At 62.8% G+C, this 15,862-nt stretch carries 14 protein-coding genes; all 14 read right to left on the reverse strand.

Features of this window, described 5'->3' with window-relative positions:
• Positions 1 to 117: 117 nt before the first annotated feature.
• Positions 118 to 957: a formate/nitrite transporter family protein gene (locus ACEG18_RS02310; RefSeq protein WP_372541100.1), complete on the reverse strand. Its 840-nt coding sequence runs from the start codon at positions 955 to 957 to the stop codon at positions 118 to 120.
• Between the two features lie 39 nt (positions 958 to 996).
• Complete coding sequence (gene hycI, locus ACEG18_RS02315; RefSeq protein WP_372541101.1) at positions 997 to 1,500, reverse strand: hydrogenase maturation peptidase HycI; 504 nt, start codon at positions 1,498 to 1,500, stop codon at positions 997 to 999.
• Positions 1,500 to 2,081, reverse strand: coding sequence for a formate hydrogenlyase maturation HycH family protein (locus ACEG18_RS02320; protein WP_349114476.1), 582 nt, complete (start codon positions 2,079 to 2,081; stop codon positions 1,500 to 1,502). Before ACEG18_RS02320 ends, hycI begins: the two co-directional genes overlap by 1 nt.
• Entirely contained in the window at positions 2,082 to 2,864 is a 783-nt protein-coding gene (locus ACEG18_RS02325) for an NADH-quinone oxidoreductase subunit B family protein (protein ID WP_349106739.1), read from the reverse strand.
• Between the two features lie 2 nt (positions 2,865 to 2,866).
• The gene (locus tag ACEG18_RS02330) at positions 2,867 to 3,583 is read right to left on the reverse strand and encodes a formate hydrogenlyase complex iron-sulfur subunit (protein WP_372541102.1); all 717 of its coding nucleotides are present in this window, start codon (positions 3,581 to 3,583) and stop codon (positions 2,867 to 2,869) included.
• A 1-nt stretch (position 3,584) separates the two neighbouring features.
• On the reverse strand, positions 3,585 to 5,357 hold the full coding sequence (locus ACEG18_RS02335) for a hydrogenase large subunit (protein WP_372541103.1): 1,773 nt from the start codon (positions 5,355 to 5,357) through the stop codon (positions 3,585 to 3,587).
• A gap of 4 nt (positions 5,358 to 5,361) precedes the next feature.
• Positions 5,362 to 6,927 carry a hydrogenase 4 subunit F gene (locus tag ACEG18_RS02340; RefSeq protein ID WP_099431575.1) on the reverse strand — a complete coding sequence of 522 codons (1,566 nt, stop codon included), beginning with the start codon at positions 6,925 to 6,927 and terminating at the stop codon, positions 5,362 to 5,364.
• Positions 6,928 to 6,930: 3 nt separating this feature from the next.
• Positions 6,931 to 7,584, reverse strand: coding sequence for a hydrogenase 4 membrane subunit (gene hyfE / locus ACEG18_RS02345; protein WP_099431574.1), 654 nt, complete (start codon positions 7,582 to 7,584; stop codon positions 6,931 to 6,933).
• Positions 7,585 to 7,594: 10 nt separating this feature from the next.
• Entirely contained in the window at positions 7,595 to 9,052 is a 1,458-nt protein-coding gene (locus tag ACEG18_RS02350) for a hydrogenase 4 subunit D (RefSeq protein WP_006234112.1), read from the reverse strand.
• Positions 9,053 to 9,068: 16 nt separating this feature from the next.
• Complete coding sequence (locus ACEG18_RS02355) at positions 9,069 to 9,992, reverse strand: respiratory chain complex I subunit 1 family protein (RefSeq protein ID WP_006234113.1); 924 nt, start codon at positions 9,990 to 9,992, stop codon at positions 9,069 to 9,071.
• A 17-nt stretch (positions 9,993 to 10,009) separates the two neighbouring features.
• Positions 10,010 to 12,028, reverse strand: coding sequence for a hydrogenase 4 subunit B (gene hyfB / locus ACEG18_RS02360; protein WP_099431573.1), 2,019 nt, complete (start codon positions 12,026 to 12,028; stop codon positions 10,010 to 10,012).
• Entirely contained in the window at positions 12,021 to 12,638 is a 618-nt protein-coding gene (locus tag ACEG18_RS02365) for a 4Fe-4S dicluster domain-containing protein (RefSeq protein ID WP_372541104.1), read from the reverse strand. The genes hyfB and ACEG18_RS02365 overlap by 8 nt, the downstream gene beginning before the upstream one ends.
• Before the next feature lie 78 nt (positions 12,639 to 12,716).
• Positions 12,717 to 14,939 (reverse strand): formate dehydrogenase subunit alpha, encoded by a 2,223-nt coding sequence (fdhF, locus tag ACEG18_RS02370; RefSeq protein WP_226790557.1) that lies wholly within the window; start codon positions 14,937 to 14,939, stop codon positions 12,717 to 12,719.
• 74 nt (positions 14,940 to 15,013) lie between these two features.
• A complete protein-coding gene (locus tag ACEG18_RS02375) occupies positions 15,014 to 15,532 on the reverse strand; it encodes a 4Fe-4S dicluster domain-containing protein (protein WP_372541105.1) in 519 nt (172 codons plus the stop codon).
• Positions 15,533 to 15,862: the final 330 nt, after the last annotated feature.

A 15,862-nucleotide genomic window follows, 5' to 3' on the forward strand; every position in this document is an offset into this window, starting at 1 on the left:
TTACCCCTTTCACCAGCCAAACACAACAGGCCAACAGCCCGGCAACGAGCCCCAGACCCAAAAAGCCCCCCGCACGGCAACGCCCCGCGGGAGGCCTAACGTCAAACAGACGATACCTTACGCCTCAGACTTCTTGGCGTAGATAAACCAGTAGCCGAGCGCGACCAGAACCGCGCCGCCCACGATGTTGCCCAGCGTGGCAGCGGACAGGTTAAACGCAATGCCCGCAGCGTTGAGCGCATCGGCGCCGGCGACGTCGGCGCCATAGCCGCATGCATGCATCACGGCGCCCATGGGCAAAAAGTACATATTGGCAACGCAGTGCTCAAAACCGCAGGCCACAAAGGCAGCGATCGGCAGCAGAATGCCCACAACCTTATCGACCACGGTCTTGCCGGCGGTACCAACCCACACGGCCAGGCACACAAAGATGTTGCACAGGATGCCACGGAAGAAGATCGTCACCCAGTCGATCGTCACCTTGCCGGCGGCGACGCTCACCATGGAATTGGCGACCGCCTCGCCGTTGAGCTTGTAAATGCCGGCCATGTACACCAAAAAGACGATGAACAGAGCGCCGACAAAATTGCCGACCCACACGACGACCCAGGCCTTGAGCATCTGAGCCAGGGTGATCTTTTTGCTCTTGAGCGCGCAGACCATAAGAGAATTGCCGGTGAACAGCTCGGCGCCGCACACCAGCACCAGCACCAGGCCCAGGCAAAAGCACAGACCGCCCACGACGCGCTGAGCGCCCCAGCCGAGCGTGCTATCGCTCAAGAACACCGTAAAGAACAGGCCGCCGAAGGCGATGAACGCGCCGGCGAACATTGCCAACAGAAAGGCCTTTGCGACCGGCAGGTTGGCCTTGGTCACGCCGGCGGCCTCGGTCTTGGCCTCGATCGCAGCGGGCGCCAGGCAATCGGGAGCGGGGTACTCCACCTTGGAATCTGCCATGTCAATCACTTCTTTCCTAATCAGCAGAGACAAGCGCTCCTATTGCTCTTGCCCCAAGCGGACAAAGTGGGAAAAGTCGTTGGCGGCCACGGCGTCATACACGGCGTCGACGGCGTCAAAGACTTCCGGGGACATGGGGCTGTAGAACTCCGTGTCGCCCGGCTGAATCCCAACGAAGACGATATCATCACACGATTGCTCAATCTCTTCGATCAGAATCGACAAAGGAAGCGAATGCGTGGTGAACATCGACTTACGGGCCACATCGCGCTTGTCGAGCAAGCGGATGGACCCGACGGGCAGTGCCATGTCGGCGGCATCGACCAAGACCAGGCGAGGCGGACGCTCGCGCTTGACCTCGATGATGTCGTCCTCGGGCGTTTGGCCACCGTCGATGGTGTACCAACCGGCGATGGGTGCGTCCTCCATCTTTTTGGAGAGCACGGGGCCGGCGGCATCGTCGGCGCGCAGCACGCTTCCCGCCGTGAGCACGATACCCGCAAACGGGGCGCCGTTCACACGACCGTCTACAACGCGACCCATTACTGCAACCTTCCCGTCAGATACACGCCCGACACATCGCGCACGCGCTCAACCAGATCGCGAAACTTCATTAAGAACGCGACCTGCTGGGCATGCAGGCCAAAGTCGTCGTCGAACACCGAGATCCCGGCCTTGGCCGACCCGCGAAAACCGCGCTCGTCGAGCAGCGCATCGCAGGCCTCGAGCAGCGACGGCACCGCCGCCTTGTCGAGCTGGCACTCGCCAAAGGAGCGGATGGCCTCGAACTTGGTCTTGGCCTCCCCCTCCGACAGCGCGTCGACGAGCGAATAGAACACATCCACCGGCACCGACAGGCGCGGCTCAAAGCAGTCGAGTACGCCGGTGTGGTGGCCCACGGCGAGTGTGTAGTACAGCACGTCGCAGGCCTCCTGGGGAACGTCTTCCTCGGTCTCCACAAACTTACGCGTGAGCTCGTAAAAGACCACCTGGTCGGGCGCATGGCCCAGGCAGGGGTCGGCGACGCCCTCGGCGGCCTCGTCGCTTGCGCGCGAGGCATCGCCAAAGGAGCCACCGAGCATACCGGGGCCCGCAAAGTAACCAGAGCGGTCCGTGAGTTCCATCTAGCGGCCTCCGGCCAGCACCAGATCTTGCAGCGCCGAGTACACCTCGACGCGGCGCGGATCGTCCTGCTTATCGATGAGCAGCGCCATGGCACCGCGAATATCACCCTTGGGTGCGCCCTCGAGCGTATCCATAAACTCGTTGGCCAGGTCGCGGCCGTAACGGTAGCCGCTCATGGCGCGAGCCTCGCGCTCAATGGCAACACGCAGCTTGTACGGCACGCCGGGGTGCAGGATATCGGCCTGCTCGCCGGTAGCCTCCACCGTGGTCTCGGCATGGAGCTTTTGGTCCAGCAGGCCAAGTGCCATGGCAAAGCCGTAGACGGTCTGCGCGGGGCTGGGCGGGCAGCCGGGGATGTAGACATCGACCGGCAGAATCTTGTCCGTGCCGCCCCAGACGCAGTAGTTGTCGTAGAAGATGCCGCCGGTGCAGCCGCACGCGCCATAGGACACCACGATCTTGGGATCGGGTGCGGCCTCAAAGGCGCGCAGCGCCGGCATGCGCATGGCGCGCGTCACGGCGCCGGTGTACAGCAGCACATCGGCGTGACGGGGCGAGGGCACGACCTTGATACCAAAGCGCTCGACGTCGAAGACGGGCGTGATGGAACCGAAGATCTCGATCTCGCAGCCGTTGCAGCCGCCGCAGTCAACACGGTAGACGTACACCGAGCGCTTGATCTTCTTAAGAAGGGTCGCCTTGGCCTTCTCGATGCTCTCGTCGAGCTCGATCTTGGTCGGGCGGTACTGAAGCCGCTCGGGTAAAAGCGTGGGTTCGGCCATGGTTACTCCTCCTTCGTATCAAAATCCATGATGATGCCCTCGACCGGCGCAGGACCGGCGGGAATCTCGGGCGCATCGGGGTTGAGCTCGCGGTCGACATACTCGGGGTTCACGCCGTGGCCGCCCAGATACTCCATGCCGGGGCCCTGGGGCTCGCCGGACGCAAGCGTCTCGTTGGCAGCCATGCCGCGCGCGTTGCCGGTCTTTACGGCCGAGGCGGCGCGCAGGGCGTCGAGCTCGCGCTTACACTCCTGGCACATACCGACAGTACGGGCGGCCTGGATGGCCTCCATGCCGCCGGTCTTTTGCAGCAGGCGCTTGGCGTAGTCGATCTCCTTATGCGGGGCAAACGGCTTGCCACAGCGCGAGCAGTGCTCGAGCGTATAGACGCTCTTGCTGGTGAGGTCATCCTTGCTCATGACGGCCAGCTCAAACTCCTCGGTGAGCTTGATGGCCTCCATGGGGCAGGCTTCCTCGCAGCGGCCGCAGAAGATGCAGCGACCGTAGTCGATCGACCAGGTGATGGTATCGGCCGCAAGGTCGGTGTCCATGCGAATGGCATCGGCCGGGCACGCCACGCCGCAGGCACCGCAGGCGATGCAGAGCTCCGCGTTGTGCTCGGGCTTGCCGCGCATGTCCTTGTTGGTGGGGAACGGCACAAACGGGTACTTGACCGTCGCGTCGCCGGCCTTGGCGTTGACCTTCCAAAGCTTCAGCATATTAGAGCGCCTCCTCATCGAGCGGAGCGGCCATGGTGCCCTCGCCCGCAAGCGGCGACTTGTCGCGCCAGACGTTCTCGAACTGCTCCTTGTCGAGCACATGGTCGCGCTTGGCGGCGACGTCGGTCACCGTCACGCGGTCGGTGCAGGAGTAGCACGGGTCGAGCGAGCCGACGATCAGCGCCGCATCGCCCACGGTGTTGCCGCGGAACATGTAGCGCAGGACCGGCCAGTTGCTGTACGTAGCTGCCTTGGCGCGCCAGCGGTAGCACTTCTGGTTGTTGCCGAGCATGGCCCAGTGTACGTCCTCGCCGCGCGGCGCCTCGGTGGCACCAATGGCGTACTTGTGCGGGGTGTACTCCCAATCCGTGGTGAGGATGGGGCCCGACGGGCAGTTCTCGAGCATGGTCTCGATCATGTCGATCGAATCGTAGACCTCCTGAATGCGGACGGCGGTACGGCCGAAGGCATCGCAGGTGTCGGCCGTGGCGGCATGCATCTTTTGGATGTCCGGATCGGCGTAGCCGTCGAAGGGATGGTCAAAGCGCACGTCGCGGGCATAGCCCGAGCCACGCATGAGCGGGCCGACCGGCGAGAAGTCACGTGCAATCTTGCGGTCCAAGATGCCGATGCCGCTCGTACGCTCAATAAAGTTGGGCGTGGAGAGCAAGACGTCGACGAGCTCCTGGACCTCGGAGCGCAGCTGGTGGATGGTCGTGAGCGTGGAGAGCTTCTGCTCGGCCAAAATGTCGCGACGCACGCCGCCGATCACGTTGAGACCGTAGGTCTTGCGGTGACCGGAGAGCTTCTCGGCCAGGTCCATGGACTTCTCGCGGACGCGGAAGAACTGCTGGAAGCCGGAGTCGAAGCCCGTGTAGTGAGACGCCAGGCCAATGTTGAGCAGATGAGAGTGCAGGCGCTCGACCTCGAGCATGATAGCGCGGATGTACTGGGCGCGCGGCGGGACATGGATGCCCTGGGCGCGCTCGACGGCCTCGGCATAGGCCACCGAGTGGGCGCAGCCGCAGATGCCGCAGATGCGGTCGGCGAGGAACGTCACGGCATCATAGTTCAGGCGCGTCTCGGCGACCTTCTCCATGCCGCGGTGCACGTAGAACAGACGGTAGTCGGCGTCGACGATCGTCTCGCCCTCGACGAACAGGCGGAAGTGACCGGGCTCGTCGGAGGTAATGTGCAACGGGCCCATGGGGACAAGCGTGGTCTCCTTGCCCTTGGTATCAGCCAAGAACTCGTAGTTTTCCATGTCGCTCGCGGGAGCGGGACGGAAACGGTAGTCCATGGAGTCCTTGCGCAGCGGGTACAGGCCGCTGGGCCAGTCATCGGGCAGTACCAGGCGGCGACGGTCGGGCAGACCCTCGGGGATCAGGCCGAACATGTCGCGCAGCTCGCGCTCGCCCCACACGCAGGCGGGGACGAACGGCGTCACGGACGGGAACGTCATCTTGGCGGGATCGACCTCGGTGCGCACGGTAACCCAGCCGGGGTCCTCCCCCTCCATGGAGATGACGTAGTACACGGCGTAACGGCCGCACAGGCTGCGCTCGTCGTTGCCGACAATCACAGGAATCCAGCCGTAGCGCTCGTAATACAGGTAGTGGACGGCCTCGGGCAGACGGTCCAGCTTGACGGTGATCGTCAGCTGGTCCTCGCACTGCCATTCGACCTTCTCGATAGCGCCCGGCACTGCAGCGCGCAGGGCCTCGACGTGGCTTTCGCAGCGACGAGCGTAGTCCTTCTTTTCAGGTTCTGCCATGGTGCTAATTCACCTCACTTGTCTTGGTCTGGGAACTGAACACCATGCGGTAGAGAGGGGCCTCGTGGAGCTCTTCGACGCTCTGGTTCAAAACGACGGACGTTGCATCCTCGACGCCGCTCGTGATGGCGACCGGGGTGGCGATACCGAACCACATGACCACGATCGCGAGGGCGATCTCGGGGATGATCATGAGGGCGGGCACCTCGTGGCGCTTCATGCCCTCGGGCGCCTTGCCGAAGATGGACTTGAGCGCGATGCCGGTAAGGGCGAAGTACACGCCGGTGAGGCCGATGGCCACGAGCACGACCACCCAGATAGGACCGGACTGAACGCCGGCCACGAAGGTGAGGAACTCGGAGATGAACAGGGCGAACGGCGGGAAGGCGGCGAGCGCGAGCAGGGCGATGATGGTGAGCGCTGCCGTGACGGGAGCGATCTCGACGACGCCCTTGATCTTGTTCAGGTCGCGGGTGTGGTAGATGTGCTGGATGTTACCGGCCATGCAGAAGGCGAGCGCCTTCGTGAAGCCGTGGAAGATGCAGTGCAGCAGGCAGGCGGCGATACCGAGCGGGCCACCGATACCCAGGCACAGCGCGACCACGCCGACGTTGTCGACGGAGGAGTACGCGAAGCGGCGCTTGATATCGTCCTGCTTGAAGATGCACAGGGCAGCCACCAGGATGGACAGCGTGCCCAGGATGAGCAGGAGCGTTCGCGGATAGGTGTCGCCCACCGTGATGATGGACAGGGAGTAGAAGCGGATGATCACCAGCATGGCGCACTTGAGCAGCACGCCCGAGAGCAGCGCGGAGACCGGGCTCGGAGCCTGGGAGTGCGCGTCGGGCAGCCAGGTGTGCATGGGGAACAGGCCCGCCTTGGTGCCGAAGCCGATGACGATGAACGCGAACGCGAGGCGCACGAGCATCGGGTCGAACTGGTCGGCGTAGGGCATGATGGAGGTGAGGAAGGCGGCCTCATGCGCGTTGGGCATGATATCGGCGGCGTTCGCGTAGATGAGCAGCGTGCCGAACAGGCCGAAGGCCACACCGGCGGTGCAGACCATCGCGTACTTCCAAGACGCCTCGAGCGCCTGCTTGTTCTTGTAGATGCCCACGAGGAACACGGTCGACAGCGTAGTGGCCTCGACCGCCGCCCAGGTGAGGATGATGTTGTTGGACAGGCAGGCGAGCAGCATCGTGAAGACGAACAGGCTGAACAGCGCGTAGTACTGCTTGGTGCGCTCGGCCGGCATGGTCTTCTCCTCGATATCGATCTTGATATAGGAGATGGAGTACACGCCGGTGATGAACCCGATGATGCCTACCAGAAGGACGAAGATCGACGAGAGCGAATCGAGATGGAGCCACAGGCCCAAAGCGTCGATATTCTGCCCGCTCGAGAGCATGGTTCCCGCGGTGACGACCGAAAGGACAAGGGTCGCCGCGACGGAGATGGTGTTGAGCCCCGCGAAGACGTTGTAGGACGTCGTCTTGGGGAGCGCAGCCATAATCAGGGAGAACACGAGAGGACAAGCGAGCAGGGCGACCGTCAGCATTGAAACATCCATGGCCTACCCCTTCAATTCGGTCAGGTCGTGGGAGTCGAGCGACTTGGTGTCGTTCCAAATCCTCACGACGACGGCGGACATGATGATGACGGCGAAGATGGCGTCGGTGGCGATGCCGATCTCGATGATCTCGGGGGCCGTGGGCGCGAGCAGAGCGAGCGTCACGTGGCTACCGTTCTCCATAAGGCAGTACCCGAAGATCTGCTTGAGGATGTTGCGCTGGGAGATGATGCACGTGAGGCCGACGAAGAAGTGCGCGAAGCTGATGGCGAGGGCCGGAGTGGCCACCTCGGCGGTGGGCAGGCTCAGGCGCGTGACCACCGCGAAGCAGACGGCCACCTCCAGACCAGTGAGGATGATGGTCCAGGCCGGCTTGATGGAGGAGGTCAGCGTGCTATCGGCAGGCGAACCCATCTTCTTGTAGGCACGGTTGAGAATGAACGGAACGAGGATCACCTTGGTGACGAAGGCCGACGCGGCCCACATGAGAAGCTCGGTGGCACCGGTGGTGAGGCCCAGGGTGAGCAGCACGCCCACCAGGACAACCGACTGGATCGCGTACCACTTGATGGCGGACGGGATGGTCTTCGAGACGACCACCATGGTGGAGGTCACGATCAGAAGACCGCCCAGGATATTGACTAACGAATAACCCATGTCCTACCTCCTAACCCATCCAACTAGAGGACAGAGGACCGGCGACGACGACCATGATCATGAGGACGACGAACACGAACGCCATGGCGCGCGGAAGGGGCTGGCCGGCGGCCACGGTCTCGCTCGGCTCACCGGGCAGGACCTTACCCATCCAACGCAGGAACCATGCGAAGGTGGCGACGGTCTCGACGACCATGACGCACACGAGGACAAAGATGACCGTGTTGGTAGCACCAACCGCGAAGCCACCGGAAATGATCTGGAACTTGGAAAAGAACGTGCTCATGGGGGGCACGCCGGCGATAGCGGTCGCGGCGACCGCAAAGCCCACGCCCGTGACCGGGTACTTCTTCATGAGGCCCTGGATCTTGGGCAGCATACGGGTTCCCAGCGTGAAGCTGAGAGAGCCAGCGATGAGGAAGAACAGGGTCTTGGTGAACGCGTGGTTGAAGATGTGCTCGACGGCGCCGTTAAACGCCATCTGGCTTCCGAACACGGAGAGGCCCAGGCCGAAGAACACGTAGGCGAGCTGCGCGATCGTCGAGAAGGCGAGCAGGCGCTTCATATCCTTCTGGGGCAGGTACATGAGGAAGCCGAAGAGCATGGTCACGACGGCGTCGATGATGGCGACCCAACCGACGATCTCGGGGATATCGCCGGCGCTCGCAAGAGCGCGGGCGAACACGCACACGCCGACCTTAACCATGGACGCGCCATGAAGGTAGGCGGAAACGGGCGTGGGGGCCTCCATTGCGGAGGGCAGCCACATGTAGAGCGGGAACTGGGCGGACTTGGCCCAAGCAGCGAACAGGATGAGCAGCAGCACGACGGTCTTCATACCGGAATCGAGCTGGGAGATCGCGCTCAGCGCGAACGTGCCGGTTCCGGCGAACAGGAAGGCCGCGCCGATGTAGAGTCCCAGAGCGCCGATATGGGTGATGATGAGCGCCTTCATACCGGCCTTCTTGGCCGTGGGCGTCATGTAGTAGCTGATGAGGCCCCAGGAGCACACACCGGTGATCTCGAAGAAAACGAGCTGGCCGACGATGGTGGAGCTGTAGGCGAGACCGGCCATGGCGCCGATGAACGTGGAGAAGTACACGTAGAAGCGACGACGGGGCGCGTCGGGATGCTCCTTATTCTTATCGCTCATGTACGGGAACGAATAGATGACGACGAGCAGGCCGATAGCGACGAACGCGGGTGCGAGCAGCGTGCTCATCCGGTCGAATATGAAGCCCATGACCAAGGTCTGGCCCATACTCGCCCAGGTTACATCGACCGCGTTCATGCCGTTTCCGGCAAACGTCGCGGCCAAGCCAACGGAAGCGACCGTGGCGATGCCGCCGGCAAAGGCGCAGATCCATTTAGCGTAGGGACGCGGCAGCATGACGATGAGCAGGGAGCCCAGCATGGGGACGGCGATCGCCACCATGGCAAAGAGGGACAAGCTCGATTCGATTGACATAGTTTCTCCCTTCTCCCTACACGCCTACGACGACGAAGACGAACGCGAGGACCGCGATGCCGACGACGGCCCAGGTCTGGTTACCGAGCACCTTGAAGCGCGAACGGGAAACGGAGTTCTCGAGCACGCCGCAGACGACGAAATCGACCAGGCACTTGACGAGGAAGACGACGGCGCCCACGAGAGCGGTGACGCCGATGGTCGCGGGCTCTCCCCAGGGGATGAAGATGGAGGTGAACCAAGCGACGACCACGACCTGCTTCATGCCCATGGCGAGCTTCATCATGGCCAGGGACGGGCCGGAGAGCTCGGCGAGCGGGCCCTCCTGGAGCTCCTGCTCGGCTTCGGCCTGATCGAACGGAAGCTTGCCGAGCTCCATGTAACAGGCGGCCGCGAAGGCGACGCCGGCGAGGATAACGGCGACGACGCTCGAGACGTTGCCCGTAACGATGTGCTGACCCATGGTCGCAATGTCCGTGGAGCCGCACACGATGGCGACGGTGAACAGCGCGATGAGCATGGACGGCTCGATGAGCACGCTCATGAGGAGCTCGCGGATACCGCCGAAGCCCGCGTAGGCGTTGGAGGAATCCACGCCGGACAGCGCGAAGAAGAAGCGGGACAGCGCGAGCGCGTACATGATGGTGATGGCGTCACCAAAGACGGGCATGGGGCTCTGGAGCGTGAACATGGGCAGGCCCATGGCGAGCATAAACGACACCGCGAGGAACAGCGGCGGCATGATGCGCAGCACGAAGCTCGAGTCGGAACTCACGGACTCGGGACGCGCCATGAGCTTCGCGAGGTCCCGGTAATCCTGAAGGATGGACGGACCGCGGCGATTGTGCATCTTCGCGCGAATCACACGGGCGAGGCCGGAGAAGAAGGGCGCGACCAGCATGACCACGAGGCCCTGCGCCATCGCAAGAACGATGTTCATAATATCCTCTCCCCTCTCTAGACCATGACCACGGCGAGCACGAGGAAGACCACGAGCGCCGCGACGATGTAGCAGATGTATACGGAGTAGTTGCCGCCCTCGATCTTGGAGGCGAGGCCGGCCAGCTTGTCGGCACCCTCGCTCGGTGCATCGACCAGGAAACGGTCGGGCAGGGGCTCGACGCCCTGGGCGACACCGGTGAGCTTCTGGAACACGTGCGCGATGGACCAGCAGATCTTGGTGCATACCTCGCGCAGGGTGTAGAGCGGGCCCATGAAGAGTTCGACGTCGGACGCGAAGCTCGTGGCGACGACGGGCATGTGCTCGTTGGGCTCGTAGCCGCACGCCCAAGGGTCGGTCTTCTTAGCGGGGGCCTTGGCGCCGAGGCAGGACCTCAGCGCGAACGCGAGGCCGGTGAGAACCACGAGCGCGATGGCGATCGCGGGGGTGGAGGTGGCGGCACCGGAAATCTCGTTCACGAGAGACACGCCCGAGGTGGCTGTGACGGCGGAGCCGGCAAGCACGCTCTGGGCGACGTCGCCCAGAACCGGGGCGATGACCGGGGAGCCGATTCCCAGTACCACGCAGATGGCCGCGAGGAGCATCTGCGAGAACAACATCGGAGCCGGGGACTCCTTGGCGTTCGCGGCCTCCTGGGAACGAGGGCTGCTCGCGAACGAGACGCCGTAGGCCTTCACGAAGCACGTGACGGCCAGGGCACCGGTGATGGCGAGGGCGGCCGCGGAGGCGACGGCGAACACCATGACGACCGGGTCGGAGAGCGTCGAGATGTTGAACAGGGACTGGTAGGTGAACCACTCGGAAACGAAGCCGTTGAGCGGCGGGATGGCCGAGATGGCAAGGGCACCGATGAGGAAGCAGACGGCCGTGACCGGCATGCGGCGGAACAGACCGCCCATCTTCTCCATGTTGCGCGTACCCGTGGCATAGAGCAGGGAGCCCGCGCCGAGGAACAGCTCGCCCTTGAACATGGCGTGGTTGAGCGTGTGGTAGAGGGCGGCCATGAGCGCGATCGTCGCGATGACGTCGTTGCCCAGGGCGTGCGCCGTCATGGACGCGCCGACACCGAGCAAGATGATGCCGATGTTCTCGACGGAGTGATAGGCAAGCAGGCGCTTGATGTCGTGCTCGTGGAGGGCGTAGACGACACCCAGGACCGACGAGATGGATCCGAAGACCAGGACCATGAGGCCCCACCAGAGCTGGACGCCCGAACCCGCGAGCAGGTCGAGACCGACCTTGAGGATTCCCAGGATGCCGATCTTGATCATGCCGCCGGACATGAGGGCGGACACGTTGGACGGCGCCTCGGGGTGCGCCTGGGGCAGCCAGGAGTGCAGCGGGATGATACCGGCCTTCGCGCCAAATCCGAAGAACGCGAGGACGAAGCACGCGGAGGAGACGGCGGGTCCAAAGTCATGCGTACGGAAATCACTGAAGCTGAAGGAACCGCCCACGCCGTTGGTCATGAGCAGGAAGCTCGCCATGATGAGAACGAAGCCCACGTGCGCGATGACGAAGTAGAGCCAACCGCCCCTAATGGAGTTCTTGTTCTCCTCGATAACGACAAGGAAGTAGCTCGTAAGGGACATGAGCTCAAAGGCGACCAGGAACCAGAACACGTTGTCGGCGGTGATGACGAGCATCATCGAGGCGACGAAGGTGTTCATAAAGAAGCCGGCGCGCCCGACCTTGCCCGGGTACTCGTCGAAGTAGGACAGACCGTAGATGAAGCCCGCAAAGGCGAGAATCGAGATGAGGACCACGATCAGGCCCGCAAGGCCGTTGAGCAAGAGCTCGAGACGGGCGAACGGGAAGAAGAAGACCGTGTTGAGGGACGAAACGTCGCCAAGCACGGCCTCGAGGCCCGCGATGAACGACAGCACGGCCGCGACGGCGCCGATAAGGCAGCCGGCGGTCTTGGCGGCGTTATCGGCCTTGATCAGCAGAACCGAGGCGAGCGCACCGATGCACGAGACGGCAAGCGATGCGATAAACAGCGTCATGCTATCCATTGTTTACGCTCCCTTCTGCTTTCTCGGACAGGCCCTGAGACACAGCGGCCGCGTCGACGGCCGGACCGTTTTCGATCGAGCGCAGGCGCTTGGCCTCGTCGAGCTCGCGATCGGCTGCGCCGCCCATGACGGCCAGCGCCTTGGTGGGGCACGCCGCCACACAATGCGGGCCGTCCGGATCGAAGGCGCACAGGTCGCACTTGACAGCGCAGGTGTACTGGCCGGGAGCCCACGTAAGCAGGCTGCTCAGGGACTTAGGATACGAAGGCGTCGGATCGCACATGCCTGCGACACCGGCGATAGACGTGCCATCGGGATGGATGGCTCCGAAGGGGCACGCGATGGCGCACAGCCTGCACCCGATGCACTCCTGCTCCTTGACGTGGATGCGGTCGCCATCGTGCTCGATGGCATTCACCGGGCAAACCTCGGCGCAGGGGGCACCCTCGCAATGGTGGCAGGCAAGGGCGGCCGAAATACCGCCGGTCTTCACGAGCGCCAGACGCGGCGTATCCTGAAGACCCTGCATCCGGTGGGCGTCGGCACAGGCGGACTGGCATGTTCCGCAGCCGATGCACCTCTCCGGGTTGATGTCGATGAAGCGGTTCATCCCCACTTCCTTTCAAAATAACGGGCCGGGCTCCCGAACGTACGGGACGCCCGGCCCAAAAAGCCAACGAGAACGGGACTACACGATTTGATTCACGTGCGTCTCGTCGTCGAACTTGGCGGCGCCGGGCTCAACGTCCTGGGGAGCGGCGGCGTCGACCAGAGCCTGCTTGAGCTCGGTGTACTGACGCTCGACCTCGCCCTCGGCCCAGACCTGGTCGGCGATAGCGTCGACCTGGCAGGCGGAGAACTTGTCCTCGGGCGTGTGCGAGACCGGGTCGACCTTGTGCATGGTCAGCTCGTTGCACTTGCCGATCCACCACTGGTAGGTCATATAGACCGTGCCCTTGTTGATACGGTCGCTCACGTCGGCGCGGCTGTATACCTGGCCGCGGCGGCTGTGAATCGAGACGATGTCGCCGTTCTTGATGCCGCGCGCCTGGGCGTCCGCGGGATTCATGCGGACAAAGCCGGGCTCGTCGGCAAGCAGCGCCAGCGTCTTGCAGTTGCCGGTCATCGAACGGCAGCTGTAGTGGCCGACCTCGCGGACGGTGCACAGGATGAGCGGGTACTCATCGTCGGGAAGCTCGGAGGGCGCCTCCCAGTCGTGCGCCATCAGGTTGGCGCGGCCGTCCTTGGTGGTGAACTTGCCACCAGCGAACATGTCGGCCGTGCCGTGGTCGTTCACATCGGTGCTCTTGACGGGCCACTGGGCGTAACCGCCCTCGGGAGCCATCTTCTCGTAGGTCGCGCCCACAAAATTGGGGCACAGGCTAATGCACTCGTTCCAGATCTGCTCGGTGTTGTCGTAGTGCATGGGGTAGCCCATGCGCGTGGACAGGTCCGCGAAGATCTCCCAGTCGTGGCGGCACTCGCCCTTGGGTGGAACGGCCGCGTCAAAGTGCTGGAAGCTACGGTCGGATGCGGTAAAGACACCCTCGTGCTCGCCCCAAGAGGTAGCGGGCAGGATGACGTCGGCGAGCATAGTCGTCTGCGTCATAAAGATGTCCTGGCAAATGAACAGATCCAGCTCGGAGAGCGTCTTGCGCATGCCGGCCGAATCGGGCTCGGTCTGCACCGGGTCCTCGCCGTAGTTGTAGAAGCAGTGCACCTTGCCCTCGTCGACCAGGTGGCCCAGGTCGGTGAGCTTGTAGCCCTCCTCGAGCGGGAGCTTTTCCTCGGGCACGCCCCAAGCCTTGGCAAACTTGGCACGCACTGCCGGGTCGGTGACCTTCTGGTAGCCAGGGTACAGGTTGGGCAGCATGCCCATATCGCAGGAGCCCTGGACGTTATTCTGGCCACGCACGGGCGCGAGGCCGGAGTTGGGTTTGCCGATCTGGCCGGCAACGCAGGCGATGGAGGCGATGGTGTGCACCGTCTTCAGGTTCTGCTTCTGCTGGCATACGCCCATACCCCAGCCAATGATGGCAGAGGGCTTCGCCGTGGCGTACATCTCGGCAGCTTGGTGGATCAGCGCGGGCTCGACACCCGTGATGTCCTGTACGGATTCGGGAGTGTAGTTCTTGATGGTCTCCCACCACTCGTCAAAGCCGTTCGTATGCTCGGCGACGAATTCCTTGTCGTAGAGGCCATCGTTGACCAGACAGTTGGCAAAGGCGTTGAGGAACGCGACGTTGCAACCGTTCTTGATCGGAAGGTAGAGATCGGCGATACGCGCGGTTTCGATATGGCGCGGGTCGGCGACGATGATCTTGCAACCCTTTTCTTTGGCTCGCACGATACGCCTTGCGACGATGGGGTGCGAATCGGCAGGGTTATAGCCGAAGAGGAAAATGCAGCCCGCATCCTCCATACCGGGGATGGAGCATGACATGCAACCTGAACCAACCGTGTCCATCAGACCGAGGACAGTAGGGCCGTGTCAAGTACGGGCGCAGTTGTCCACGCTGTGGGTGCCGATGCACGCACGCGTAAACTTCTGCATGACGTAGTTCGCCTCATTGCCGCCGCCTCGAGAGGAGCCGGTGGTCATGACAGCGTTAGGACCATATTCGTCAATTATGGCCTGCATCTTAGATGCGGTGAAATCCAGTGCCTCGTCCCAGCTTACGCGCTCAAGATCCGCGCCCTTGGTGCGGCGGATCATCGGGTGCAGTACGCGAGGAGTCAAGATCTTGGTGTCGTTGATGAAGTCGTAGCCGCTCATGCCCTTAAGGCACAGCTCGCCCTGATTGGTGATGCCGTTGAGCGGTTCGGTACCCACGACCTGGCCGTTTTGGACCAAGAGGTTAAACTGGCAACCGGCGCCGCAATACGGGCAGATCACTTTATGCTTCTCCATGACACCCTCCTTCCTTTCTCTGCTACCGAATACTCGGTACTTATTTGACAATCATTGGGCCTGTCGCCCGACGCTTACGCCTCGTTTTCGATGGTGGCGCGGGCACGCTCGGCAGTCAGTTCTGCCAGACGCTCCTCGTCCACCAGGGTGAGGCCCTTGGTCGGACACGCCTCGGCACACGCCGGACCGCCGGGACGGTCCACGCACAGGTCGCACTTGAGCACGAAGCTCTTAGTCTGCAAACCCACGCGAACGTCACCCATCAAGACGGGGACCTGCGTGGTCGCCACGCTCACGGCGCCAAAGGGGCATGCCATGACGCAGCTCTTGCAGCCGATGCAGTTGTCCTCGTTGACGCCGATACGATGGTTCTTTGGATCAAAGAACAAGGCGCCCGTAGGACAGGCCTTCGCGCACGGAGCGTCCTCGCAGTGGTGACATGCCACCGGCGCGGAGATCTCGTAGGTGCGCGTTACGCGCAAGCGAGGTGCGGCGATGTTGCCGGGAATATCGTGTGCCTCGATGCACGCCGCCATACAGGTTTGGCACCCAATGCAGCGTGAGGAATCAGCCACGACTCGTTTATTGCCCATGTTGTTCACTCCCTCCTGAATCCCATGCCGGAGAGACCCTGCCGACGTTGCCCCGGACCGCCCGTGGTCCGGCATCGGCGTATCGAGTGCATGCGGCGAAACAGGCACTTCGATAGAATTCCTCCAACGATATACAGGTTAAATATACGCAGTTGCGGGGGGCAAACTTGAGCGTAACCCCTGCAATACGGGTGTATTGCAGGGGTTTGGGCTGGTTAGGATTATTCTTGGGTAGCTATAAAGATAAGTGTATTACACGCGTACGCCAAGAAAGATTTCACGCTCGTTTATGCAGGATGCAGTACGTTTGTAATGTTGATTGCGCTCAAT

This window comes from Collinsella aerofaciens (genome assembly GCF_041537385.1).
Classification (GTDB): domain Bacteria; phylum Actinomycetota; class Coriobacteriia; order Coriobacteriales; family Coriobacteriaceae; genus Collinsella; species Collinsella aerofaciens_BV.